The sequence below is a fragment of the Sinorhizobium medicae genome, assembly GCF_007827695.1.
In the GTDB taxonomy this organism is placed as follows: Bacteria; Pseudomonadota; Alphaproteobacteria; order Rhizobiales; family Rhizobiaceae; genus Sinorhizobium; species Sinorhizobium medicae.
Genome location: NZ_VITA01000009.1, coordinates 177,142 through 198,688, shown reverse-complemented (window position 1 = coordinate 198,688; position 21,547 = coordinate 177,142). Strand labels below are relative to the sequence as shown.

General features: G+C 59.6%; 40 protein-coding genes. 29 read left to right on the top strand and 11 right to left on the bottom strand.

The genetic code is table 11. The annotated features are described in order from the left end of the window. Positions 1-3: 3 nt before the first annotated feature. Genes FB009_RS17530 through FB009_RS17515 form a run of 4 tightly spaced genes read right to left on the bottom strand, consistent with a single transcriptional unit; the run spans position 4 to position 1,476 of the window. Positions 4-531: a siphovirus Gp157 family protein gene (locus FB009_RS17530; protein WP_011976057.1), complete on the bottom strand. Its 528-nt coding sequence runs from the start codon at positions 529-531 to the stop codon at positions 4-6. Continuing rightward, positions 531-767 carry a hypothetical protein gene (locus FB009_RS17525; protein ID WP_145161819.1) on the bottom strand — a complete coding sequence of 79 codons (237 nt, stop codon included), beginning with the start codon at positions 765-767 and terminating at the stop codon, positions 531-533. Before FB009_RS17525 ends, FB009_RS17530 begins: the two co-directional genes overlap by 1 nt. Continuing rightward, complete coding sequence (locus tag FB009_RS17520; protein ID WP_145161816.1) at positions 764-1,132, bottom strand: VVA0879 family protein; 369 nt, start codon at positions 1,130-1,132, stop codon at positions 764-766. The genes FB009_RS17525 and FB009_RS17520 overlap by 4 nt, the downstream gene beginning before the upstream one ends. Continuing rightward, positions 1,132-1,476, bottom strand: coding sequence for a hypothetical protein (locus FB009_RS17515; protein WP_234888281.1), 345 nt, complete (start codon positions 1,474-1,476; stop codon positions 1,132-1,134). Before FB009_RS17515 ends, FB009_RS17520 begins: the two co-directional genes overlap by 1 nt. A 514-nt stretch (positions 1,477-1,990) precedes the next feature. On the opposite strand from FB009_RS17515, the gene FB009_RS17510 reads away from it, so the two are divergent. Further along, entirely contained in the window at positions 1,991-2,350 is a 360-nt protein-coding gene (locus tag FB009_RS17510; protein ID WP_101799115.1) for a hypothetical protein, read from the top strand. Positions 2,351-2,357: 7 nt separating this feature from the next. Here FB009_RS17510 and FB009_RS17505 read toward each other — a convergent pair whose 3' ends face one another. Continuing rightward, complete coding sequence (locus FB009_RS17505) at positions 2,358-3,041, bottom strand: S24 family peptidase (RefSeq protein WP_145161810.1); 684 nt, start codon at positions 3,039-3,041, stop codon at positions 2,358-2,360. Between the two features lie 86 nt (positions 3,042-3,127). Here FB009_RS17505 and FB009_RS17500 point away from each other — a divergent pair, with 86 nt between their 5' ends. Then, positions 3,128-3,325 (top strand): hypothetical protein, encoded by a 198-nt coding sequence (locus tag FB009_RS17500; protein ID WP_134953032.1) that lies wholly within the window; start codon positions 3,128-3,130, stop codon positions 3,323-3,325. 5 nt (positions 3,326-3,330) lie between these two features. On the opposite strand, the gene FB009_RS17495 is transcribed toward FB009_RS17500, so the two are convergent. Continuing rightward, complete coding sequence (locus tag FB009_RS17495) at positions 3,331-3,579, bottom strand: hypothetical protein (RefSeq protein ID WP_145161807.1); 249 nt, start codon at positions 3,577-3,579, stop codon at positions 3,331-3,333. Positions 3,580-3,653: 74 nt separating this feature from the next. Here FB009_RS17495 and FB009_RS17490 point away from each other — a divergent pair, with 74 nt between their 5' ends. From FB009_RS17490 to FB009_RS33680, 3 genes are all read left to right on the top strand, one after another. Continuing rightward, complete coding sequence (locus FB009_RS17490; RefSeq protein WP_145161804.1) at positions 3,654-3,974, top strand: hypothetical protein; 321 nt, start codon at positions 3,654-3,656, stop codon at positions 3,972-3,974. Between the two features lie 9 nt (positions 3,975-3,983). Further along, positions 3,984-4,847: a DUF2312 domain-containing protein gene (locus tag FB009_RS17485; RefSeq protein ID WP_145161801.1), complete on the top strand. Its 864-nt coding sequence runs from the start codon at positions 3,984-3,986 to the stop codon at positions 4,845-4,847. A gap of 184 nt (positions 4,848-5,031) precedes the next feature. Then, on the top strand, positions 5,032-5,160 hold the full coding sequence (locus tag FB009_RS33680) for a hypothetical protein (protein ID WP_269150160.1): 129 nt from the start codon (positions 5,032-5,034) through the stop codon (positions 5,158-5,160). Positions 5,161-5,176: 16 nt separating this feature from the next. Here FB009_RS33680 and FB009_RS33195 read toward each other — a convergent pair whose 3' ends face one another. Continuing rightward, entirely contained in the window at positions 5,177-5,428 is a 252-nt protein-coding gene (locus FB009_RS33195; RefSeq protein ID WP_145161798.1) for a hypothetical protein, read from the bottom strand. A 45-nt stretch (positions 5,429-5,473) separates the two neighbouring features. Here FB009_RS33195 and FB009_RS17475 point away from each other — a divergent pair, with 45 nt between their 5' ends. Genes FB009_RS17475 through FB009_RS17465 form a run of 3 tightly spaced genes read left to right on the top strand, consistent with a single transcriptional unit; the run spans position 5,474 to position 7,169 of the window. Beyond that, positions 5,474-5,851: a hypothetical protein gene (locus FB009_RS17475; RefSeq protein WP_145161795.1), complete on the top strand. Its 378-nt coding sequence runs from the start codon at positions 5,474-5,476 to the stop codon at positions 5,849-5,851. Then, entirely contained in the window at positions 5,848-6,051 is a 204-nt protein-coding gene (locus FB009_RS17470) for a hypothetical protein (protein WP_015007770.1), read from the top strand. Before FB009_RS17475 ends, FB009_RS17470 begins: the two co-directional genes overlap by 4 nt. Continuing rightward, positions 6,048-7,169 (top strand): DNA-methyltransferase, encoded by a 1,122-nt coding sequence (locus tag FB009_RS17465; protein WP_145161792.1) that lies wholly within the window; start codon positions 6,048-6,050, stop codon positions 7,167-7,169. Before FB009_RS17470 ends, FB009_RS17465 begins: the two co-directional genes overlap by 4 nt. 5 nt (positions 7,170-7,174) lie before the next feature. Here FB009_RS17465 and FB009_RS32765 read toward each other — a convergent pair whose 3' ends face one another. Then, positions 7,175-7,339, bottom strand: coding sequence for a hypothetical protein (locus FB009_RS32765; protein WP_186447669.1), 165 nt, complete (start codon positions 7,337-7,339; stop codon positions 7,175-7,177). Positions 7,340-7,407: 68 nt separating this feature from the next. Between FB009_RS32765 and FB009_RS17460 the strand changes: the two genes are divergently transcribed. Genes FB009_RS17460 through FB009_RS17435 form a run of 6 tightly spaced genes read left to right on the top strand, consistent with a single transcriptional unit; the run spans position 7,408 to position 10,365 of the window. Continuing rightward, positions 7,408-7,608 (top strand): hypothetical protein, encoded by a 201-nt coding sequence (locus FB009_RS17460; protein WP_145161790.1) that lies wholly within the window; start codon positions 7,408-7,410, stop codon positions 7,606-7,608. Then, positions 7,605-7,985, top strand: a complete 381-nt coding sequence (locus FB009_RS17455; protein WP_145161787.1) for a DUF1064 domain-containing protein — start codon at positions 7,605-7,607, stop codon at positions 7,983-7,985. The genes FB009_RS17460 and FB009_RS17455 overlap by 4 nt, the downstream gene beginning before the upstream one ends. Continuing rightward, positions 7,985-8,755 carry a DNA replication protein gene (locus FB009_RS17450; RefSeq protein ID WP_145161784.1) on the top strand — a complete coding sequence of 257 codons (771 nt, stop codon included), beginning with the start codon at positions 7,985-7,987 and terminating at the stop codon, positions 8,753-8,755. Before FB009_RS17455 ends, FB009_RS17450 begins: the two co-directional genes overlap by 1 nt. Continuing rightward, entirely contained in the window at positions 8,673-9,317 is a 645-nt protein-coding gene (locus FB009_RS17445) for a hypothetical protein (RefSeq protein ID WP_234820833.1), read from the top strand. The genes FB009_RS17450 and FB009_RS17445 overlap by 83 nt, the downstream gene beginning before the upstream one ends. Then, complete coding sequence (locus FB009_RS17440; RefSeq protein ID WP_145161781.1) at positions 9,314-9,748, top strand: GcrA family cell cycle regulator; 435 nt, start codon at positions 9,314-9,316, stop codon at positions 9,746-9,748. Before FB009_RS17445 ends, FB009_RS17440 begins: the two co-directional genes overlap by 4 nt. Beyond that, positions 9,745-10,365, top strand: a complete 621-nt coding sequence (locus tag FB009_RS17435) for a transcription termination/antitermination NusG family protein (RefSeq protein ID WP_145161778.1) — start codon at positions 9,745-9,747, stop codon at positions 10,363-10,365. Before FB009_RS17440 ends, FB009_RS17435 begins: the two co-directional genes overlap by 4 nt. 139 nt (positions 10,366-10,504) lie before the next feature. Here the strand turns inward: FB009_RS17435 and FB009_RS17430 are convergent, their stop codons facing one another. Then, complete coding sequence (locus FB009_RS17430) at positions 10,505-10,756, bottom strand: acyl carrier protein (RefSeq protein ID WP_145161775.1); 252 nt, start codon at positions 10,754-10,756, stop codon at positions 10,505-10,507. A gap of 308 nt (positions 10,757-11,064) precedes the next feature. Here FB009_RS17430 and FB009_RS32760 point away from each other — a divergent pair, with 308 nt between their 5' ends. Beyond that, positions 11,065-11,451, top strand: a complete 387-nt coding sequence (locus FB009_RS32760; protein ID WP_186447668.1) for a hypothetical protein — start codon at positions 11,065-11,067, stop codon at positions 11,449-11,451. Continuing rightward, positions 11,448-11,747 (top strand): hypothetical protein, encoded by a 300-nt coding sequence (locus FB009_RS32755; RefSeq protein ID WP_186447671.1) that lies wholly within the window; start codon positions 11,448-11,450, stop codon positions 11,745-11,747. Before FB009_RS32760 ends, FB009_RS32755 begins: the two co-directional genes overlap by 4 nt. A gap of 92 nt (positions 11,748-11,839) precedes the next feature. Here the strand turns inward: FB009_RS32755 and FB009_RS17420 are convergent, their stop codons facing one another. Beyond that, positions 11,840-12,121 carry a CRISPR-associated protein Cas2 gene (locus FB009_RS17420; protein WP_145161772.1) on the bottom strand — a complete coding sequence of 94 codons (282 nt, stop codon included), beginning with the start codon at positions 12,119-12,121 and terminating at the stop codon, positions 11,840-11,842. 113 nt (positions 12,122-12,234) lie between these two features. Here FB009_RS17420 and FB009_RS33190 point away from each other — a divergent pair, with 113 nt between their 5' ends. Together FB009_RS33190 and FB009_RS33185 are read left to right on the top strand one after the other, a co-directional pair. Next, a complete protein-coding gene (locus FB009_RS33190) occupies positions 12,235-12,531 on the top strand; it encodes a putative metallopeptidase (protein WP_145161863.1) in 297 nt (98 codons plus the stop codon). Beyond that, the gene (locus FB009_RS33185) at positions 12,497-12,850 is read left to right on the top strand and encodes a putative metallopeptidase (RefSeq protein WP_145161769.1); all 354 of its coding nucleotides are present in this window, start codon (positions 12,497-12,499) and stop codon (positions 12,848-12,850) included. The genes FB009_RS33190 and FB009_RS33185 overlap by 35 nt, the downstream gene beginning before the upstream one ends. Here FB009_RS33185 and FB009_RS17405 read toward each other — a convergent pair. Further along, entirely contained in the window at positions 12,843-13,313 is a 471-nt protein-coding gene (locus tag FB009_RS17405; protein WP_145161766.1) for a hypothetical protein, read from the bottom strand. The genes FB009_RS33185 and FB009_RS17405 overlap by 8 nt on opposite strands. A gap of 270 nt (positions 13,314-13,583) precedes the next feature. Here FB009_RS17405 and FB009_RS17400 point away from each other — a divergent pair, with 270 nt between their 5' ends. The 11 genes from FB009_RS17400 to FB009_RS17360 all read left to right on the top strand — a co-directional run bounded on the left by FB009_RS17400 (position 13,584) and on the right by FB009_RS17360 (position 21,517). After that, a complete protein-coding gene (locus FB009_RS17400; protein ID WP_145161764.1) occupies positions 13,584-14,048 on the top strand; it encodes a DUF2280 domain-containing protein in 465 nt (154 codons plus the stop codon). After that, positions 14,035-15,447, top strand: a complete 1,413-nt coding sequence (gene terL / locus FB009_RS17395; protein ID WP_145161762.1) for a phage terminase large subunit — start codon at positions 14,035-14,037, stop codon at positions 15,445-15,447. Before FB009_RS17400 ends, terL begins: the two co-directional genes overlap by 14 nt. Beyond that, positions 15,444-16,814 (top strand): anti-CBASS protein Acb1 family protein, encoded by a 1,371-nt coding sequence (locus tag FB009_RS17390; RefSeq protein ID WP_145161760.1) that lies wholly within the window; start codon positions 15,444-15,446, stop codon positions 16,812-16,814. Before terL ends, FB009_RS17390 begins: the two co-directional genes overlap by 4 nt. Beyond that, positions 16,811-17,929 carry a hypothetical protein gene (locus FB009_RS17385; RefSeq protein ID WP_145161757.1) on the top strand — a complete coding sequence of 373 codons (1,119 nt, stop codon included), beginning with the start codon at positions 16,811-16,813 and terminating at the stop codon, positions 17,927-17,929. Before FB009_RS17390 ends, FB009_RS17385 begins: the two co-directional genes overlap by 4 nt. A 3-nt stretch (positions 17,930-17,932) precedes the next feature. Beyond that, positions 17,933-18,382 carry a hypothetical protein gene (locus FB009_RS32745; protein ID WP_186447670.1) on the top strand — a complete coding sequence of 150 codons (450 nt, stop codon included), beginning with the start codon at positions 17,933-17,935 and terminating at the stop codon, positions 18,380-18,382. A 13-nt stretch (positions 18,383-18,395) separates the two neighbouring features. After that, entirely contained in the window at positions 18,396-19,439 is a 1,044-nt protein-coding gene (locus tag FB009_RS17380) for a major capsid protein (RefSeq protein ID WP_145161754.1), read from the top strand. Positions 19,440-19,501: 62 nt separating this feature from the next. Beyond that, positions 19,502-19,849: a hypothetical protein gene (locus FB009_RS17375; RefSeq protein WP_145161751.1), complete on the top strand. Its 348-nt coding sequence runs from the start codon at positions 19,502-19,504 to the stop codon at positions 19,847-19,849. A gap of 9 nt (positions 19,850-19,858) precedes the next feature. Next, the gene (locus FB009_RS17370) at positions 19,859-20,353 is read left to right on the top strand and encodes a DnaT-like ssDNA-binding protein (RefSeq protein ID WP_145161749.1); all 495 of its coding nucleotides are present in this window, start codon (positions 19,859-19,861) and stop codon (positions 20,351-20,353) included. Then, positions 20,353-20,718: a hypothetical protein gene (locus tag FB009_RS17365; protein ID WP_145161746.1), complete on the top strand. Its 366-nt coding sequence runs from the start codon at positions 20,353-20,355 to the stop codon at positions 20,716-20,718. Before FB009_RS17370 ends, FB009_RS17365 begins: the two co-directional genes overlap by 1 nt. Before the next feature lie 380 nt (positions 20,719-21,098). Next, on the top strand, positions 21,099-21,260 hold the full coding sequence (locus tag FB009_RS32740; RefSeq protein WP_186447667.1) for a hypothetical protein: 162 nt from the start codon (positions 21,099-21,101) through the stop codon (positions 21,258-21,260). Next, the gene (locus FB009_RS17360) at positions 21,257-21,517 is read left to right on the top strand and encodes a hypothetical protein (protein WP_145161743.1); all 261 of its coding nucleotides are present in this window, start codon (positions 21,257-21,259) and stop codon (positions 21,515-21,517) included. Before FB009_RS32740 ends, FB009_RS17360 begins: the two co-directional genes overlap by 4 nt. Positions 21,518-21,547: the final 30 nt, after the last annotated feature.

The window sequence follows — 21,547 nt, the reverse complement described above, 5'->3', positions numbered from 1 at the left end:
GGGTTACTTCCTCCGGACGGAAAGAGAGATGCTGCCGTTGTCGAGGTTGGCGCCGGGCACTTGCTCGCCGGCTTTGATCGCGGCGGCCAAAGCCTTCTTGTCCAGCTTCGGCGCGGGGCGCTCTTGCTCGACGAAGAAGCGGGAAGGGATGTCCGCTTCGCTGTTGACGATCAGGCCTGGCGCGCGCTTCGTGAGCGACAGGGTGGCTGTCGGCAGCTTTAGCGACGTTTGATCGGTAGCTAACATCGCCTGTTCGATCAGGGCTCGGACGCGCTCGGCTCGGCGCTCAATCGACTTGCGGCGGGTCTCGAATTCCTCTTCCTTGGCTTTCAAACCGGTGATGAGGACGTCGCATTCGTCGATCTGCGCAAGGGCGGCTTCGATAGCCTCGAGGAGGTTGGTTTCGCCCTCGATCGCGTCGGCGACCAGATCGGCGTCATCGTCAACGCCTTGGTCGCGAAGGCTGGACAGAAGCGACTTTGCCGCTTCGGTCTGGCGATGAAGGTTGTAGTCAAGGTCGGGCATGGCCATTAGACATTCCTTTCGGCGACGATTGCTTTGTGCACCTGCTCCGTCCGCCAAAGGCCTACGGCGAAAACGCTGAGGACGAGGGCGATCAGGATCAGGCACATGGCGGTTGCGGTGGTGGCGCGGTTCAGCTTGGCGACCGCGTCCAGATCGATGTTGGGCGCTGGCGGGAGGGCGCAGCGGCCGCATTCGCAGTAGCGCTGCGCCGGGTCGCATGCGTAGGAGACGGGGCGGTTCATGGGGCCGCCCCCAGCGCTTTTGCCTCTTCCGGCGTTGCGACCTCGAAGTGAGGATGACCCTCTCCATCGGGGGTCTGGACTTCCAGCTTGTGAAGTCGGAGCAGACCGCCGAGCGTCCAATTGCACGGCTTGCCGTCTGGCTTCTTGCGCGGTCCTTCCGCGCCATTGAAACGGCCGACGCAAGAGAAACCGATGTACTTCTCGACGCTCTCCTCGTCCGGCCCGGCGCCAGCGTCAATGAGAGACTGCATGGATTGAACGGTCGCACACATCGGGCACTTGAAAGCGAGATGACGGCGTGACACGCCCTGCGCGTCAAGTCGGGCGCGAAACTCGTCGAGGCTGATCTTTTCTACCGCTCTCATCAGGCGACCCACGCCATTGCAGCATGATCCCGGCGCTCGTCGTAAGCACTGTCCGGATCAGGCGAGGAGCCTTCCTCAAGAGCGTTCTGGAAGAAGTCCTGCGCATGGCTGTCGTTCTCGATCAGGGTGGCAATGGCCTCGAAGAGAGCCTTGTTGACGAGGCTCGGGAAGCCCCAGGCACCGGTGCCCTTCCGGTCCAACCGCTTGCCGCCGATCAGAACGATCTCATCGACATAGAACTCACCGTCCCCGTCGTGGACCAGCGTTGCGGTACCGTTGGCCATCAGGCCCTCGTCGCAGAGCTGAAGCTCTTCGAATTCATAGTCTACTGAAAAGCTGATCATCATCGTTTTTCGTCTCCGGCAAGACCGTGTGTTGATGTCTTGATAGGGACTATAGGAAAATGCCTATTGCGGTGTCAATAGGGAAAATAGGAACTAGCCTATTAGGATTGGCGAATGTGATTTAGGGGGAGGCCTGAGGTGGCCGTCGTGAACGTTTCCGACCGCAACTGTGACTGGGCCGCCGGAATAACGAAGTATTATCCACGTGGGGAAAAAGTGACTGGGGCGCCCAGCGCCCAAAAGTGCGCCAAGTTGAACCAGGCGTCTTTGATGTCGGTAACTTTCGTAAACCACGCTTCGGGAGAACCCCAAAGAAGTGAGTGTATGATTGCTGTGGATTGTCAGAAAACTGTCTTAAAGGTTGAGCAACTTAGTGAATGGTTGCGAATAGTATGACAGTTTTCTGACAATCCCCATATATTTGCTCTTGCAAATATTGCTGTCGAAGTGTGCAACTGCCGCGCTAACGTGCACCGGTACTCCAATGTGGGAGACGGTTGCAGCGAGGCTTCAAATGCATGATCTCTTTAGTCCGAACCTTCCGCCCGAAGGGCTCCTTACAGGTCGTTTCCGCATCCATGCGGTTAAATCCGACACGATGGAGCCGGCGCTCCGCGGAGGGCGCGATTATGCGCTTCTTGCACCAGTAACTGCATATCAAGGCGAAGGTATTTACCTCCTCGACGATGGACTCGCCCTCGACCTTTACCGTGTCACCAACACACTGGAAAAAGGTGGTGCCCTTTCCCTGTCGCGAGAAAACCCGCGATACGGAACAAAGACGATCGACAGGGAGGAATTCAACGAAAGAGTTGTGGGCATTGTCGTGGCCGACATCCGGGTGCGGAGCGAGCGCTTTCTCGGAGGCCTATGATGGCCATTCAGACGGTAAATCTCCCGATGTAGCGGCCCACGATCTGTATCTCATCAAGAGTAAACTCGCGCTCTGAATGGCGCGGGTTATCTGAAATTATCTTCACAGTGATGGTTTCGGCGCCAGGACGTGACGTCACCTCGAGTCGCTTCACGACTACCCCGCCAAACTCATCAGCCAGTGCATAGATACCATCGGGTGATGGAACCCGATGACGGGTATCGATGAAAACCACGTCGCCGTCGCTAATGGTCGGCGACATGGAATCCCCCTGAGCGGGGAAGGCGGCTACGTGGGACGCCTTGACGCCCATCCTTGAAAGCATCCACTCTGGAAGGCGCCAATGATCGCGAACGACTTCCTTGGAGAAGGTTATGCCGTTCTTGGTCGTGTGCTCCAGCGCAACGAACCCCCCGGCGCCGAGGCCGGCGACAAGATCGATCTCCGGGATTTCGTCGCTCTTACTATCGCTGCTGGTAAGCGCCCTCGAAGGGGCCCCCAAATCCTCTTCCGGTAAGTCAAGGATCTCCGCCAGGCGAGAGCGCACATCCTCTTTCAGCTTGTTCGGCACATTCCTCTCCATGAACTGCTGGAGGTATGCCTGGTTCTTCCCGAGCTCTAGCGAGACCTCTTTGTAATTGAGGCCTCGTTCCTGCATCCGCTTCAGAATCGTTCGTCTTACCTGGTCCATGAAAAAATCACTGGCATAGGAATTGACAGGAAGCGAATAGGAATGTACCTATCTTAATAGTGATAGTCCTATTAGGAATGGTGAACGTGTCCGAGATCGACGCTTTCAAGACCACTGTGGAAACCTTCATGGTGGAGCGGAACATGACGCCGACGAACTTCGGCAAGCAGTTCGCCGGAGATCCGCTTTTTGTTTTCCAGCTGAGGGAAGGGCGCGAGCCGAGGATGCAGACGCGGCAGCGCATCCTGGAAGCGATGAACGCTGCAGAGGCGAGCGCAGCATGACGCACTCAGCCCTCCAGCTCTCTCAAGCCACGGCGGAATTGCCACGCAATGTTCTTCGGCATCCTGAGCCGAACAGAGATCACGGCTTTGATCTGCCCGTCGCCGTTCTTGGACATGGCTCCGAACGAGATACGGACGATGTCGTTCTCGTCGACTTCGAGCTCCGTGATCAGGTCGACGTAGAGGGCCGGTGCGCCCTCATCGAAGATGAAGACGGGCTCTTCCGGGGTTCCGAGCTTTCCGACGCTGGGCATGCGGGCTCCTACGGGTTTGGGGAATGGCGTGATCGTCGGTCCGTGATCGACGAGTGGAACAGGAGGGCAGGGCTATGAGCTCCGGCGCCCAGACCATCCCCCAAGACGTCATGAAGGCGGTCCAATCCGCTTGGGAACAGGCGTGGGGCAAGACCGGCAGCACGAACGCGGAAAGCATTCGCGACGCGATAGCCATCGGCATCCTCGCCGAGCGCGAGCGCTGCGCGTCCGTGGCGGACTATTTCAGTCAAGCCTGCGTCTGTTCCGAGTGGACAGAAGAAGCACGGGGCGCCGGCTACTACGCTTGCGCTGACGTGGCCTCCTCCATCCGCAACCCATCCCCGCCGAAACAGCCGTCGCCGCCGCCTACCAGCGATGACGACCTTCCGTTCTGAGGAGCCACCATGTCCAACGCACACGGCATTGCCCGCGACCAACTCCGCGCTTTCATAGAGCGCATAGAGCGCCTCGAGGAGGAAAAGAAGACGATCGCCGAGGACATCAAGGATGTCTATGGCGAGGCGAAATCGATGGGCTTCGACGCCAAGATCCTGCGCAAGGTGATTTCCATCCGCAAGCAGGATGCCGACGAGCGCGCGGAGCAAGAGGCAATCCTCGACACCTATCTGCAAGCCCTTGGCATGATCCAGTTCGACATGTTCGAAGAGCCCGAGGCGGAGACCAGCGCAAAGCTCGTCGCCCAGGTCGCTACCGGCTTGCAGACGCAAGCGGGCAGGGCGGCACTGCTCACCGTAGTAGACATCATGATCGAGCGCGAAGAGCGCTTCGACGCCGAGACCGGCGAGATCCTCGACGATCAAACTGAAATCGCCACTGCCTCTCATGGCGAGATCGAATCCCCCAGCGCTACGGCGGAAGCCAGCGGCGCCAAAGCAGGAGGCGAAGATGTAGACCGCAGCGCGGAGCGCGCAAACATAAACGCCGTCGCAAGCGCGTCTGGCCCGGACGAAAAGCGGGCAACCCATTCGCCTGAAGAGGCAACCGAGATGGACCGCGACGTGCTTCGAGGCGACGAGATCGCCCAAGCCGTGCCAGCGGAAAACGCCCGTAAGGCAGTCCCGGAAACGGAAGACGGTAGCGTGAGCCATGCTGGAGCCGGTGAAAGCCCGGCAACCAATTCCATTGCCAAGCCGAAATGGCCGCTCCGGCCGAACTGCCGGAACCCGGAAGCTTGCGGCGGCTACAGCGATAAGCATTGCCACGGATGCACCGTCGCCATGCGCGAGAAGGCGGAGGAATTGGCATGATCGGGATTGGGTCATCGTCTTCCATCGCTGCGGCCCGTCACCTTCAGAGCCGCGACTTTCAGAGGTTGCCGCATCACGCCTGCGATCGATGCGACCGCGTACTTTCCATCAATGAGACGATCGAGCGGTTTTGTGAGCGCTGCGATCATTCGACCAACCCCTCCTACAAGAAGGATGCAGCAGCATGACTTGGCCCGTTTTCCTTGGCTGTCTCGGCGTCGTTCTCTGGATGGCAGCGCTCACCCTGATCCTTCCTAGCTTCGTCGAGCGCGAATTTCGCCGAAACGGCTTCAAGGCAAGAATTAAGCGCTGACCTCCTCCCGAGGCGCTTAACGCGGCTGGTCCTGGTCCTCCTCCCTCGGGACCAGCCGCAAGACATGCACCCTGATCCGCTTGTTCGCCAAGTTCATCACCACGGCTCGAACAGCGTCACCCAGGGGAATAGGGGCCAGCGACGACGAGGTCACGTCGCCGGCAGTAGGGGCAGCTGCGGCGGAGCCCCTACGAAACGGAAAGACTTGGGAGGGACCGGCAGCCGTTGCAGCGGCGCCGTCCTCTCCATCGGTAATGCCTGTGCGCATCCGCGTCTCCTTCAACGGGACCAGAATTCGCACAAGGAAACCGTCATGCGTGACAAAATTTCTGACAAGGAAAGCAAGACGATGAGTACCGCATACATCAGTTCAGCGAAGGGCATGGCGCAGTTCCTACTTGCCCAAGAGCACCGCGGGCCTGGCGATACGATCGAAGCTGCTGCCGCGCGTCTGCAGCGCAAATTGAAGGTTCCATCGTCTATCCTCATGCGGCTTCGCCATCGCGAAGTTAAAGATATGCTGATGTCGAACTTCTTTGCGCTTGCGAATGCTTACAGCAAAGCATGCGAGAAAATAGACGATGCGTATGAGAAGGAGCGGAAGATTGCGGTTGATCCGAACATTCTTCGCCTGGCTGCTCTTGTGGCTGGCAAGGAAGAAGCGACGACGAAGAAAGGACGAGTGAAGTGATCGGCGGCGGAGCAACCATAACGCCCGCCGCCATCATCGATTGGGCTGATGGCCAGATCCTGCAGAAACGCGTCTGGCTCGACGACCACGGCCCGCGCTCCAAGCGCCCGCGTCCTGAGACCGAAACCGAAAACAAGCTTCGCGACATCGCCATGCTCGACGCCGTCATTGCTCTTTGCAAGGCGAGGGCGGCGGTATGATCGAAACCCGCTCCATCCTCGAGGGCCGCTGCACCATCCACGTTGGTGACTGCATCCAGGCCATGCGCCGCATGCCCTCCGGTTCGGTCGACTGTGTCGTCACCAGCCCGCCGTACTGGGGCCTACGCGATTACGGCGTCGAAGGGCAGATTGGCCTCGAGCGCACACTCGGCGAGCACCTGGACGTCATGGTGTGCGTCTTCCGCGAAATCCGCCGTGTCCTGAAAGCCCATGGCACTGTCTGGATGAATTACGGCGATTGCTATGCGGCCCAGCCAAATGGCAAGTCCGCTAAGGCCTACAAGGCAGATGGCAGCGATGATCGCACGTTCCGCGATAAGCCGTTCTCAACCATCGGCCCGATCTTGCAGCCAGACACACGCGGGCCACAGCGCGCAGGAGCGAAGGAAGGCTACCCCGCCGATAGCGGGTTCACCGTTCGACCAGGTGGGTACCTGAAGCCCAAGGATCTCTGCATGATCCCGAACCGTCTTGCGATCGCTCTGCAGGATGATGGTTGGTGGGTCCGGTCCGAGATCATCTGGAACAAGACGAACCCGAAGCCCGAATCCGTCGACGACCGACCCGCCGCCGTGCACGAGAAGGTCTGGCTCCTTACTAAGAGCGAGAAGTACTTCTTCGACCCGGAGGCGCTGAAAGAGCCGACGACAGGCAATGCGCACGCTCGCCGGAAGGATGGCCGGTACAAGCCCGCTAAGGGTAGTACGCCAGGCCAGAACCGCTCTGGCACTTGGGTCGAAACCTATACCCCCGATATGCGGAATGGCCGCAACGTCTGGACCTTCAACATTGAGGGCTGCCGCGATGCGCACTTTGCCACGTTCCCGCGCGAATTGGCGCGACGGTGCCTGTCTGCTGGATCTCCCAAGACCGTTTGCGGTTGCTGCGGGGCGGTGAGCGGCTGCGGCCCCGTCTGCGAGACCTTCGAACGGACCTCTGGTCTGGTCTTCGACCCGTTTGGAGGTTCCGGCACGGTCGCCCTCGTCGCCGAGCAGCTCGGCCTGCGCAGCGTCCTCGTCGAACTCAACCCCGAATATGCGGACATCGCCGTCCGGCGCATCGAGGGCGCTCAGAAACCGAAGGACGAGGCTGCATGACAAGCTTAGTTGCTCATTCTCTGCGGGATCTCCTCGCCAGGCACCTCGTCCGGGCCTACGTCGGGCTCTGGCTCTTCGATCGGTGGCTCCGGCAGATCTGGCGGCACATCCGGCGGCATGTCTGGCGGGAATTCAGGGTCATTGGGTCTCGGGATCGGCTTGGTAGGCATTCAGACCTCCTCTTTGATCGCGCAACCGATGCTGAGCTGTGTTTGTTCCACGAGCTGGGAGGTGTGGCATGACCTTCCTGGAAGCCTACGCCCGCTTCGGCCCTGACACCATTGCCATCAGCGAAGCTATGGGCATCCCAGAGCATGAGGCAGACCGTTTCATCAATGCGCGATTGAACTGTAGCTACGCAGAGCGCCTTCACGCGCGCCGGGTCAAGAAGATCGCCTACGCCGGCAAAGAACCTTTCGTGTCGGAGTGGGCGAGATGATTTCTGATCGTATGTCAGCCGTCGAGTTCCGCGCTATCCAGAAGGCAGATCAGTCTGAGACGCCATCGAAGTACCGCAACAAGAAGACGACCGTCGACGGCATCAAGTTCGACAGCAAACGCGAGGCGCAATTCTATTCCTCTCTGAAGCAGTTGGAGCGCGCTGGCCAGGTCTACGAGGTCGAGCTTCAGAAGCCCTATGCGCTCACGGTCAATGGGCAGCTGGTCTGCACCTACAAGGCGGATTTCGCCTTCTATGACGCCATCCAGAAGCGAAACCGTGTCGTCGACGTCAAGGGCGTTGCCACCAAGGACTTCAACATCAAGCGCAAGCTCATGCGGGCCATCTACGGAATCGACGTGGAGGTCATCCGCTGATGAGCATCAGTGCCGCCATCCGCCGCATGTTGGAGGCTGGTCTCACGATCGAACAAGCCCTTGTGGCTGCCGAGGCTTTCGAAGCCGAGGCTGAAACTGTTCCGGCCGTCGATCGTGCCGCTGAGAAGCGGCGGGAGTGGGATCGCGAACGGAAGCGTAAACAGCGGAATTCCGCCTTGTCCGGTGGAAGTCCGGTGGAAACACGTGGACAGCAGGTGGACGCCGAGTCCCTTTCCTCCCCGGAGGTTTCCCCCCACACCCCCCTTCCTAACCCCTCCAATCCTATACCCCCTTCGCCCCCTAAAGGGGGCTCTTCCCCCGCGGATCGGGCCATCCAGGTCTTTTCGGATCAGGCCTCCAAAGCCGGCCTTCCGGTGCCTCGCAAGGTCACCGCCGATCGTCGCCGCAAGGTCGAAGCCCGAATTCGTGAGCACGGCGAAGAGCTCTGGGCCGAAGCCTGCCGGCGGATGGCGAACAGCGCCTTTTGCCGCGGCGACAACGACCGTGGCTGGCGGGCCGATCTGGATTTCCTTTGCCAGCCGAAGAGCTTCAACGGGCTTATCGAAGGCAAATACGACGACAGACCGCACCGACAATCGCAAGCGCCGCCGCAGAAAACCGCCTTCCAGCTCCACCAGGAAGCATTCGCCAAAGAACTCGACAAGACCATCAACGGGAATGACCGATATGACGACCGCCCTGACAACGTTGTCGACCTTGCAGCAACAGATTACCGCTACAGCGGAACGCCTTCGCCCGTGCGGCGATGACGGCGTCGCCAAGGCGCTGAGGACCTTGCAGACGGCGGGGCTCGCCCTGTCCTCGACTATCGCTCCTGGCGACGCGCAGACGGTCTACAGCTATGCACTTGCTGGCCTGTCCCACGAAGCGCTGACAACAGCCTGCAAGAAGCTCATCCGGGGCGAATACAACATCGATCGCAAAGCCTTTATTCCGATCCCGTCGGAGCTGGCCGCGATGGTTAGGGCAGAGCAGCGGCTCGTCAGCGAAGAGCATGCGCGCCTTAGGGATACCATCGCCTCTATCGAACTGTCGCGGCCAGAGAACGGGACCACAGAGGACCCGGAAGCACGTGCTCGCGTTCGCAAGATGCTCGAGGGATTCCGATCCTGGCACCAAGGCGAAAAAGAGAAGGAGACGGGCGGCTACGTTCCTGAAATGCCGCCGTCGCCGGAAGAAATCGAGCGTTGGAAGAAGATCATGGATCTCCCCGACGCGCGATCGGTGAGCGCCGAGCAGATGGCTTACCGCCGGAAGATTGGGATGGACATCGACGCCGCGGAGCCAGTCGAAGAGGAGCGCGCGGCATGACCATCCAGCACCGTACCGTCGACATCGAGGCTGCTGCGAAGCTCTGGAGGGATGATCATTCGGCCTCCCAGATCGCCAAGCGCTTTGGCGTCAGCCGAAACGTCATTGTCGGGCTGGCCTTCCGCAACCGCGGTCTGTTCCCGTGGCGCGGTGACGCTGGGAAGAAGTCTCGCGCTCCCGGCCAAGCGAAGACGATGCGGCCTCGCAACCAGGCGCCGGAACTGAAGCGGGAACCGGAGATACCGGCGACCGCTTACGACGCTCAGCGGCTCCAATCCGCAAAGCTCCTCCACCACCTCACGGCCGGCGAATGCTGCTGGCCCCTGAACACCGGCGGCCCGTACCTGTTCTGTGCGGCGGAAACGACGGGCCGCTACTGCCGAAACCACCATGCTCGGTCATTGCCGAAGAAGAACGAGGGAAAAGCATGAACAGGTCACGCTGGTACGCAATCAGGACGGCACCGGGCTATCAGCGCATGGCAGCCGTCGACGAGCGCCTCCCGGAAAGTCGGCGGATGGAATCCATCATCGAGCGGAACTGCCGCAAGGACGGCTTCGACATCTTCATGCCGTCGTTCTACAAGGAGTTGAAGCACCACCGGACGAACGAAATTATCGAGAAGCGGTTTCCGTTCCTTGTCGGGTATGCCTTCGTCAATCTGCCCAGGCTGAACTTCGAGGATCTTCGCAGGGTTGACGGCGTGATCGGCCTGCTGCGGGGAAGCATCGGCTATGGACCGCTTGAGTTTCCGGACGGCATGATTGAGGATCTGTACTTCGCAGAGCACGAGCGTCGGCAAGCCTTCCTCTACGAACAGCATTGCCGGAGAGAGAACTGGCGGCAGGAGCGCGTCCAGCATCTGCGCGGACAGCTTCGCAAGATACTGCCGAAGGGCCGGAAAGCTCGCGTCTCGATGGTCGATCAAGCCGAGATGGCTATAGATTCACTGAGCCCTCAGATCAAAGAGCGGGTACAGAAAATTATCAGCGAATTGAACGGCCTCACGAGCGATGTAGAGGTTGAAAATCTCCGCCAAGCTGTATAGATTTTCTGCAGTGATTTGCGGTTGTCACAGTTGCGGACCTCACAGAGGGAATACTCGCCGGACCGCTGCCGAAAGTTCACACTCGGCGCATAGGAGAAATGCGGCCAAAATCTACTGGCCCATTTTACCTCTGCTGCGGCTAGCTCTCGGTTTTCGACATAACCACGTAAATTACATCTCCGACCGTGATAACGGCTTCGGCCACGTCATCTGAAATTTGGATGTTGAACTCGTCCTCAATCATCATGACGATTTGAGCGACTTCGAGATAGTCGGCGCCGAGGTCATCTACGATGGACGCTTCGTCCACAGCCCGGGCAGGGTCGATGCCCAACTGCTCGATGATTATTGCTCTTGCACGGCTAGCGGCGTCCGCGCTGGAGTTTTCCACCGATGCGCTCCCTCAAACGGCTCTCACTGGTTAGGCGACCGTCACGCAATCATAATCATCGCTTTTCCTTATTCCAATACTCTCGCACCGTCGCAGGCAGGGCAACTGGTAAACCGCGTGGCTAGCCACGAAAGACCGGGTTCAATTCCCGGCGAGCTACATTAAATAACTGTAATGGTTGAGAAAAGCCTTCAATCAAGGTGGCCAGCGCGAGTGGCGTATTGTACAAGGCGATTAGAGGTTAGCGCTCAGACAGCGCCCGCCGCCACCCCATCGGTGGCGGTTTTTTCGTCTTCAGGAGCGTCAAAATGAAGTCCCCTTCCCAAATCGCAGACAGCGAGAGCGACCAGCACACCGCCGAGGTCCCATACCGTATCCACTTCTATGAGAACTGCAGCCAATCACCAGCGTCGTGGCTGGTGCCGCAGGCAATGATTGAGATCGAAGTGATCGAAAAGAGAGGGCTCCACGGCCGGATGCGCACTCCGCCGATTTTCGCGGAGCCCTGCGTGGCAGCCATCGGTAAAGACGGCAAGGCAATCGCTATGATCAACTACCGCGGCGAGGAGATCTGGAATATCTTTCTCTCCTACGTGGTTCCCGAGCATCGACGGAAACATATCCACACCGATCTTTTCGAAGCTCTTCGCGACAAGGGCCTCCAGCAAGGGAATATGTTTCAATCAACTCCATGACGCACGTCAACAACCTGGCCGCCCAAGCAGCGTTCGAAGCGCAAGGTAGGACAAAAGAATACATCATGTATACCTATCCGCTGAAGGACAGGAGCGACGGCAAAGAGCCCACTGAGAGCGCAGTGAGGATGCCCGAATACCTCGTCGAGCCCTTCGATACCGGCCCAGGCGGCCTCAAGAGCATGCAGGCCTTCATCAACGAGAAGACAGCAGAAAAATATGAGCTCCAACAGGTAATCGAGCGCAGCACGTACCAGTGGGTGCTGATCTTCAAGCGCGAGGCCGATCGGGCCTGACAGCCGCGCATGCCTGAATAGGGAACCGGGCCAAAGGTCCGGCTTCCCGATGTCTCAATTTGTGCCCTCAGGATAGGGTAGAGGTTGGAACATCAGCGAGACGCTGGATTCTCTTTTATCCAGTTGTTCGTCCCGGCCTTTGCGCCAGAGTAATGCCGGTTCTTGACCATCTCACTGACCCAGAGCGAATCGTCCTTGTCCATGAGCTTTTTCAGATGGTCGTGCAGCTCTTCGGCAGTGTTGCTCACGTTGATGAGCCACGCTGAGAACTGGTACTTGTGACCACCGAGACGTTTGATCTCGTTGATCAGCGGCTTGTAAGCCGAAGAATCCTCGTCGCCGTTTAGGTCGTAAGTAACCACGTATGAAGTCATTACTGTTCCTTTCTGGTTGCATAAGAAGGAAACGATGAATGTGGGCGATTCGCAACCTCAAGGAGACATGCCAGGAACTTACACCCGAAAATCACAGGGGCTTGGGGATAACCATGAGACCGCAGCCTCCATCCTCGCTTTTCGACGACATCAGCTCCCCAGCCTTCGTCCCGGCCGAAGATATGCTGGAATGGATAGAGGCGACCTTCCTCGATCCGTCATCGCCGCTCCACAATCCGGAGCACGCGCACCTGGCGCACGCTGAGATCGGCTTCCTCTGGACCTTCGTCGAGAACAGCCGCAAAGGGCGCCGCATCATCGGTCAGTGCGAAGAGGGAAAGCCTCAGGGCGCCATGGGCCAGCGCTCGGGCAGAGATGCAGATCAAGCAATGGTTCGGCTTCGTCCCTGATTTCATCATCACGCTGGACGCCGAATACTGCCGGCACTGCGGTGATGCAGAATTCATGGCGCTCGTCGAGCACGAGCTCTATCACGCCGCCCAAGACACGGATGCGTTCGGCGCGCCGAAGTTCAGCCGATCGACAGGGCGCCCAGTCTTCACCATCCGCGGGCATGATGTGGAAGAGTTCGTCGGCGTCGTCCGACGCTATGGCGCAGATGCTGCTGGTGTCCGCGCACTCGTCGATGCAGCCAACGGGCCCCCAGAAATCGCGAAAGCGCAGATCTCGCACGCATGCGGCACCTGTCGACTGAGGATCGTCAGTTAGCTGTCTCAGTGGTGGGCGGAGCGAGGGCAAGAGAACTACGCAAAGTTCCGTAAACGCTGATCATCGCTGTCGCGGCCTCATTGGCAATCTTGACGACCTTTGAATAATTGTCAGGGTTGATCCCTGCCGGGCCGCCGCTGCAGCTGCCCGAGACCATGCCAGGAATTCCCTTCACTTTTCCGATGGCTAATTCTGTTTGTTGTGCTGCCTGGAAGAGTTCCGCTGCCTGAGCGGTCGTCATCGTTTTCTTTGAGCCATTCGCGTATTCGGAAACGAAGGCCAGAGCTGCTGCGATGCAGTAAACGAATAAGCCGACCCATATTATGAGCCGTAGCATCCGGTTGCGCCCCTCATTTGTGCGGCCGGCTAGAAGCGCAATAACGACGATCACGAATATCAGCGCTGAGAAGCCCAGCGGCCCGTAATTTAGAAACTTGCCGACGTTACCTACTACTTGGCCCATTTCCCCCTCCAGCGCTCTTGGGACTTTGACACAGCCATGGCGAGAGCAAAACGCTCCGATGAGGTGAAGACTTACATCCTGCGAGCTCTGGCGTGTTCCGAGAGCCCGATCGTCGCCCCAATCAAGGTTCGGGCAGGAGGTGGATCGACAGCTGCTTCGCCATGTTGCGCCCCTCTCGCTGCGAGCCTCTACACAGTATCACGTCTGGTTGAACATAATCAAAACTGAAATCAAAGTTGCGTACATACCTGACCGGAGCCTGACAGAGAAATGGCCAAGGGCAAACTCAAAGACGACGTGAAAACCTTCATCGTCCAGAGCCTCGCATGCTTCGACACACCTTCGATAGTCGTCGAGGCAGTCAGGAAGGAATTCGGCAAGACGATCACGCGCCAATCGGTGGAAGGCTACGACCCGACCAAGAAGGCCGGCACCAACCTCGCAGAGAAGTGGAAGCTGCTCTTCGAGGAGACCCGCAAGACCTTCCTAGAGGATACGGCGACCATCGCCATCAGCCATCGCGCCGTTCGCCTTCGCGCTCTCCAGCGCATGGCAGAGAAGGCAGAGACCCAAGGCAACATGGTGCTGGCGGCATCGTTGATGAAGCAGGCCGCCGAGGAAGTGGGCAACGCCTACACCAACCGGCGCGAGCTAACGGGAAAGGATGGGAAGGACCTGCCGGTACCCGTATCGCCGGTCACGATCTTCCAGTTACCCGACAATGGCAGGAGCTGAGCAAGGGCAGGGCGCCCAGACCATCATCCGGCCGCAGCCGGGCCCGCAGACAGCATTCCTCGCCTCGCCGGCAGATATCGCCATCTATGGAGGCTCGGCAGGCGGCGGCAAGACGTGGGCGCTCCTTATGGAGCCACTTCGCCATATCGCCAACCCGCAGTTCGGCGCCGTCTTCTTCCGCCGGTCCACCGTCCAGGTCCGAAACGAGGGCGGCCTCTGGGACGAGAGCGAGAAGCTCTATCCGGCAATCGGCGCCACGCCCAAGGAACATGTACTGCAATGGAGCTTCCCGTCCGGGGCTTCGGTTTCATTCGCTCACCTCGAGCATGACAAGACCGTCCTGAACTGGCAGGGCTCGCAGATCCCGCTCATCTGCTTCGACGAGCTGACGCATTTCAGCGCCAAGCAGTTCTGGTACATGGTTTCGCGTAACCGTTCCATGAGCGGCGTGCGGCCTTACATCCGAGCAACCTGCAACCCTGATGCAGATAGCTGGGTAGCAGAGTTCATCAGCTGGTGGATTGACCAGGACACCGGATTGCCGATCCCAGAGCGGGCAGGCGTCCTTCGGTGGTTTGTCCGCATTGGCGATGCGATCATCTGGGGCGATAGCCCGCAAGACCTGGCGCACTACACGGCGCCGAACGAAGACGGCATTGATTCGCCGATCCCGCCCAAGTCGGTGACGTTCGTTCCGGCGAAGCTCAGTGACAACCGCGCGCTAATGGCAGCGGATCCGAGCTATCTGGCCAGCCTCATGGCCTTGCCGACGGTCGAGCGCGAGCGCCTCCTCGGCGGTAACTGGAAGATCCGGCCGGCCGCTGGGCTCATGTTTCGGCGTGATTGGTGCGAGGTCGTCTCTACTGTGCCGGCCGGCGTTGTCCGATGGATGCGCGGCTGGGATATCGCTGCCACGCCAAAGACGGAAAGCAACGATCCAGATGCCACGGCAGGCACGAAGATCGGAAAGCTATCGGACGGGCGATACATCGTCGCGCATCACACGTCGGACTTCTTGTCCCCTTCAGGCGTGGAAAGGCTGATCAAGAACACGGCATCCAGCGACGGCGAGGATGTTCATATCTCGCTGCCCCAAGACCCCGGGCAGGCTGGCAAGTCTCAGGTAGCGAGCATGACCAAAATGCTCGCAGGTTATCCAGTTAGGGCAACGCCAGAATCTGGCGACAAAGTTACACGCTTTAGCCCGTTCTCTGCGCAGGCCGAGGCGGGCAATGTCTTGGTCCTCAAGGGACCGTGGAACGAAGCATGGTTCTCCTCTCTGGAGGGCTTCCCCGAAGCAACCCACGATGACGACGCGGATAGCACCAGCAGAGCCTTCAACGCACTGCTGAACGAGCCTGTCCAAGCGGCAATGTTCCTATCGAAGAGGCACCGATGAACCGTATGCGATTGGTGGTGAACAATGCCACGCGTCGGCTCGGAGCCATGTTCCCGGGCTTTTTCCCGGACGCCAAGCACGATCACTACAAGGATTTCGGCTATCCGGCCGCGCTGACGTTCTCCCAGCTCTACGGGATGTACTCCCGCAACGGTATTGCCCAGGCTGGTGTGAACAAGACCGTCCTAAAGACCTGGCAGGACAACCCGTTCCTGCTCGAAGAAGAGCGTGACGGTTCAGAAGTCGGCGAGGCAGACGAAACCACGCTTGAAAAGCAGATCCGCCAGCGCTTCGACGACCTGCGTCTCTGGCAGAAGCTGGCAGAAGCCGACAGCATGTCGATGGTCGGCGCCTATGCGGGCGTCATCCTTCGTTTTGCCGACAGCAAGCGGCTCGATCAGCCTGTCGATCGAGTGACCGGCGGACTCAATGGCCTCGTCGAGATCATTCCGGCATGGGAAGGCCAGCTTACCGTCTCCCAGTGGGACACAGACGAAACTTCAGATGGTTACGGCCATCCGAAGATGTACCAGTTCAACGAGGCCGCAGTCGACGACAAGCAGCAACCGCGGAATTTTATCGTCCATCCCGATCGTGTCGTCATCTGGTCGAAGAATGGCACGGTGCACGGCAAGTCGATCCTCGAGGCGGGTTTCAACGACCTGCTAACGATGGAGAAGGTCAGCGGCGCCGGCGGGGAGGGGTTCTGGAAGAACGCCAAGTCCGCACCGGTGCTCGAAGTCGACCCCGAAGCGAAGCTGACCGAGATGGCCCGCATGATGGGCGTGCCGGTCGAAGAGCTCGTCGACAAGATGAACGACCAGGTCGAGGACTGGCAGAAGGGCTTCGACAAGCTGCTGATGGTCCAGGGCATGGAAGCCAAGACCCTCGGCATCACGTTGCCGTCGCCTGAGCACTTCTTCGCAATCGCCCTGCAGGCTTTTGCCGCCTCGATCAACATGCCCGTGAAGATCCTCGTCGGCATGCAGACCGGCGAACGGGCCAGCAAAGAAGACGCTGACGAATGGGCGCTGACGAACATGTCGCGTCGGACGAACTACGTCATCCCGAATATCCGAGCACTCGTGCAGCGCCTGGTGCGCGTCGGCATCCTGCCCGAGCGTGACTGGTTCGTCGATTGGACCGATCTGACCGAAAGCTCGATGTCGGAGAAGATCGATCGCGCCAGCAAGATGGCCGAGACCAACCAGAAAATGGGCACCGGCGTCATCGTCTTCACCGACGAGGAGATCCGCGCCGTCGTTGGTTACGAGCCGTTGTCGGATGCGGAAAAGTTCGCAAACGAGCCGACGGACGATGAAACCCGCGATGCTCTCGGCACCAAACCAAAGGACACCGTAGAATGAAGCACGTCCGCGTCAACGTTCGCAGCGTTGCGAACACGAAGGCTGTCCGGAAGGAAAAGCGTAACGGTCGCGATGTCGTTATCGTCCCCAGCGCCACGCTGCCCGACGACATCATTATGAATGGTATTCGCTACCCGGCCGACGAGATTGGGAAGAGCTTCGCCGGCCTCAATCGTACGCCGGCGCCGCTCGGTCACCCGATGATCAACGGCAAGTTCGTCTCGGCCCGCGATCCAGAGGGGATCAACGTCGGCTACATCGGCGCATGGAATGAGAACGTCCGTCGCGAGAACGGCCGCGTCTTCCTCGACAAGGTCATCGACATCGAGGTCGCCAACCGGTCGCCAGGCGGCAAGGAAGTCCTTGCCGCGATCGAGAAGGGCGAGCCGGTCCACACCTCCACCGGCCTGCTTGCCAACCTTGAGGCCGTTGCCAACGCCTCAGACCACAAACACATCGCTCGCAATATCGAGTTCGACCATGACGCCATCCTCCTCGGTGAGGTTGGCGCGGCCACGCCTGACCAGGGCGTCGGCATGCTGGTGAACGCCCAAGGCGAGCAAACGGAAATCGAGGTCATCAACTCCGCCATTCAAGAGGCAGAGCGTGACATCGATTGGGCGATGGATTCACTCGCCCGAGCCCTTGAGAAGCGCCAGAGGGCGGGTCTCTTGGACAAACTGAAAGCCGCGATCCTGGAAGCCCTTGGCATTTCCGAGCGGGAACCCACCACGAACACGAAGGACACTGAGATGCCTGTCACTGACGAGCAGTTCACTGCGCTTTCCGCGAAGGTCGATGCCCTCTCGGAAGGCTTCAACAAGATCGGGGAGACCGTCACTAACGCCGTCATGGCTGCGGTGAAGCCGATCACCGACTCCCATGCGGAGATGGTCGCCAACCAGAAGGCCAAGGACGACGCCGAACACGCCGACCTGGTCACCAAGATCGTCAAAGCCAACGTCCTCGATGAGGAAACGGCCAAGGCAACCCCGCTCAACACGCTGCGCGCTCTCGCCAAGACGGCGGAGCCGGGCAAGGCAGCTCCGCTGAACCCTGCATTCAAGGGTAACGCCAGCGAAAAGCCGGCCTTCAAGCTGCCGAAGGGAGACTAACCCATGGCTCGCTATAACAAGATTTACGCCGGTCCCGTTTCCGAGGTCCTGCCGCAGGTGCAGGAGCGTCTTTGCGCTGCCGCCATCCTGCCCGGTACCGCGCTCATCGAATCTGGTTCCAGCTTCGCTCAGGCGGGCGCTGCATCCAACGCCAAGATCTACATAGCGCAGGACAACTACCTCGCGATGAAGGGTGTTGACGATGCATGGGCAGCCAACGACCGCATCATCGGCATGGAGATGCTCGATGAGCAGTTCTTCAACGTTCGTGTGCCCACCGGCACCAACGTCGCCCGCGGCGCTGCGCTGACAACCAACGCCTCTGGAAAGTTCGTCCTCGCCGCCACCGGCAACCGCATCATCGCGTTCGCCGAGGAGGCTTACAACAACACAACGGGGGCTGATCAGCTCGTTCGCGTCCGCGCGGCGAAGAGCGCCCTGGCATCGGCCTAAGGAGCGAAACCAGATGCGCTATTTTGACGAACAACTCGTCGCCAATTCCCGTCCGCATGCGGAATGGTGGGCCGACGTTTCGATTAACCGCGAGCATTTCCATCAGGTCGAAGATCACATGGCCTCGCTCGCCAACTCTGCCGCTGTCCTGCCGCGTGATGCGTGGATGGATATCGACAGCATCACCCGCCGCGTCCTGCGTGACGACGAGGGTGAAGTCTACATGCGCGACCTGATGGCGCTCGCTCGCCCGATCAACATCGGCAAGCTCGTCAGCATGACCCGCGTTGCGTCGGACTCTGCGAACCCGGTTATCCGGTCCATGTCGGGCCAGACGCCGGTCCCGATGGATAAGGTCGTCTACACTTACCGCGGCACGCCGGTTCCGATCTTCCAGGACGGCTATGGTCGCGAGTGGCGCGAGTGGAACACGCTGCAGTCCGAGAACTTCGACGCTCTGGCTGACGACGAGGAGGCTGCAAACGCCAAGATCCGCAAGGATCAGGCTGACTACGTCCTGAACGGCGACACCTCGATTGTCTTCCAGGGCTACTCTGGCACTGGCATCCGCAGCAACCCGCTGGCGAAGACGATCAACATCGGTGCTTCCGGTGCGAATATCGATCTCACGTCCCCCTCGACGACCTCGGACGCGATCGACACGTTCTTCACCCAGACGTTCGGCGCGATGCTCGATGCCAACCTGATCACTGGCAAGGTGAACATCTACATCTCGCCCGAGATCGGCCGCAACCTAGACCGCTCTTACTCCGGGGCGAATGGGTTCAAGGGCGGCACTCTGCTGCAGTACCTGCTGACTAACCGCCGCATCGGCAAGATCGAAGTGACCTTCAAGCTCTCGGGCAATGAGTTCTTCGGCTTTGTCCCGTCGGCTGAGTTCATCCGTCCCCTGATCGGGATGGCCGTGAACACGACGGCAATGCCGCGTCTCTACCCGACAGCGAACTATCAGTTCCTGAAGATGGGTGCGATGGGCCTCGAAATCCGGGCAGACTACAACGGCAAGTCCGGCGTCTTCTACTCCACCAACACCTGATGATTTGATGCCTCGTTCCTAATCGAGCGGGGTGTCTTCCACCGCAACAGGAGACAGATCCTATGAAGATCCGTTTGAAAGCGCCGGCTGGTCTGGATTCCACCGGCATCTATGGCAAGGACGGCAAGGAAATGCCGGTGGGCCATGAAATGGATGTTGCCGATGAGCCCAAGGGATGGGCTGGCCGTTATGATATTCTTTCGGGCGGTGACAGTAGGGGCAAGGTAGCTGTGACCGGCGATGGTGGCGGCGAAGCCAAGACGGCGGCCGAAGTACTCGCAATGGCCAACGACACCAGCGTCCCGTTCATGACCTTCAAGTCGGCAGCGACGAAGCTGCTCGGCGAGAAGACGCCGGCCAGCAAGGCGGACATCGTCGCCGCGCTCGAAGACCTGGCAACCCAGCCGTAAGGAACGATCATGGCAGGCTATGGTGAAGACAGCACGTTTCAGGCGTGGCTGACAGAGAACGGCTACATGCTGCCATCTGGCGCGCCGTCGCCTGCCGTGCTCCGCAATCGTGGGAGCCAGTACATCGACGCGGTGTACGGCTCTCGCTTCGTGGGCAGTGTCGTTGATCCGGTTCAAGAGCGGCAGTGGCCGCGCGAGGGCGCGATTGTCAACGGCAAGTTGATCCCGTCCGACGTCGTCCCGACCGCGGTCATTCATGCATCGTTCTATGCTGCCTACCAGGAAGCGACGAAACCCGGCAGCCTTTCGGTTGTTGGATCCGGCGCTACCCGCGTGAAGCGGAAGAAGGTAGGACAGCTCGAGGTCGAGTATCAGAGCACGTCCAGTGAGAGCGAGACCGGCGCCGATCTCACACCCATCATCTCAGTCGTGGACGGCATGTTGGCGCCTTTCCTGCGCGACGACAGCCTTGTCTGCCTCGGCATTCTCTCGGTTGGCTGCTGATGGCTACGTTCGACTATGCAGACATGCAGGCGACCGCGCACGATCTCATCGAGGAGTTCGGGCAGGCCGGCGTCGTCACGCGCCTTGAGCCACCGGACCCGATCTATGGTGGCGATCCTGTGCCGACGCCTTACCCGGCAACGCTCGTGCCAATGGCCTACGAGGCCCGCTACGTTGACGGCACGGTCATCCAGACCGGAGACATGCAGATTTACATCTCCGCTGTCGGCCTACCGATCGAGCCGACCCTGGGGGACGTCGTCACCGCCAATGGCAAAGATTACGCCATCGTTGCCGGCGACCCGAACAAATACGACGGCATCACGCCGGTGGTTTTCATCGTGCATGGGAGACTGGCACAGTGAGTATGCGTTTTGCCAGCGCCTGGTCCTTCTCGAAGGACCACCCCGCGATGCACAACCTGATCTCACGGCTGGTAGGCAACAAACATGTAGACGTAGACGCAGACCAGGATGAGTAACGCGGTACCGACGATGATCGGAGCCGAGTACTTCTTCATTGAGCCAGCCTCAGTGTATTAGCGGAGCCTTCTATAGCATGGCTGGCACGTCTCCCTGAGCGATTTCGGGAGGCAAGAAGCGGCCATTACTCCGCCTGCGAAGATATTCGCCGTCCTGGTCGACCTCTACGGACGTGAGATCGCGCCGACAAGGTCGCCAAGGAAGTGATTAAACCCGGTGTCGGCCCGAAGGTCGACTGGCCTAACTTGGTGAAAGGAAACGCCATGAAAATCCGCTTTGTGAAGGACTATCAAGGTTATGCCGTCGGCGATGTCGTCGATGCCTCCGAACTCTCTGGCGGCCTCGCCCAAGGGCTGATCAATCTCGGCATCGCCGAGAAGATGCCCGAAGAGAAGGTTGCGGCGAAGAAGGGCGACAAGGAATGAACCGGCGCTCATTTCTCGGCTTTGCCGTCGGCGGCGCCGTAGCCGCTCCTGCCGCCATTCTCGTCGGTGAGCGCGTGGAGGGCTTTCCGAAGCCCTCAGCCATGCCCGCAACAGACGTCGCTCGCAGTCAAGCCCAACAGGTCAGCGTCATGGTCACGGGCGCTGATGGTGACGCGCGTATTCGTCGGCTTGTGCAGGAAGGTGTCCAGAAGGCGCTTTCCGAGCAGCGGACCTTTGCCCATCGTAAGGGGCGATAAGCCTTGGCCTCTCTTCGGCAGCAGCTCGAC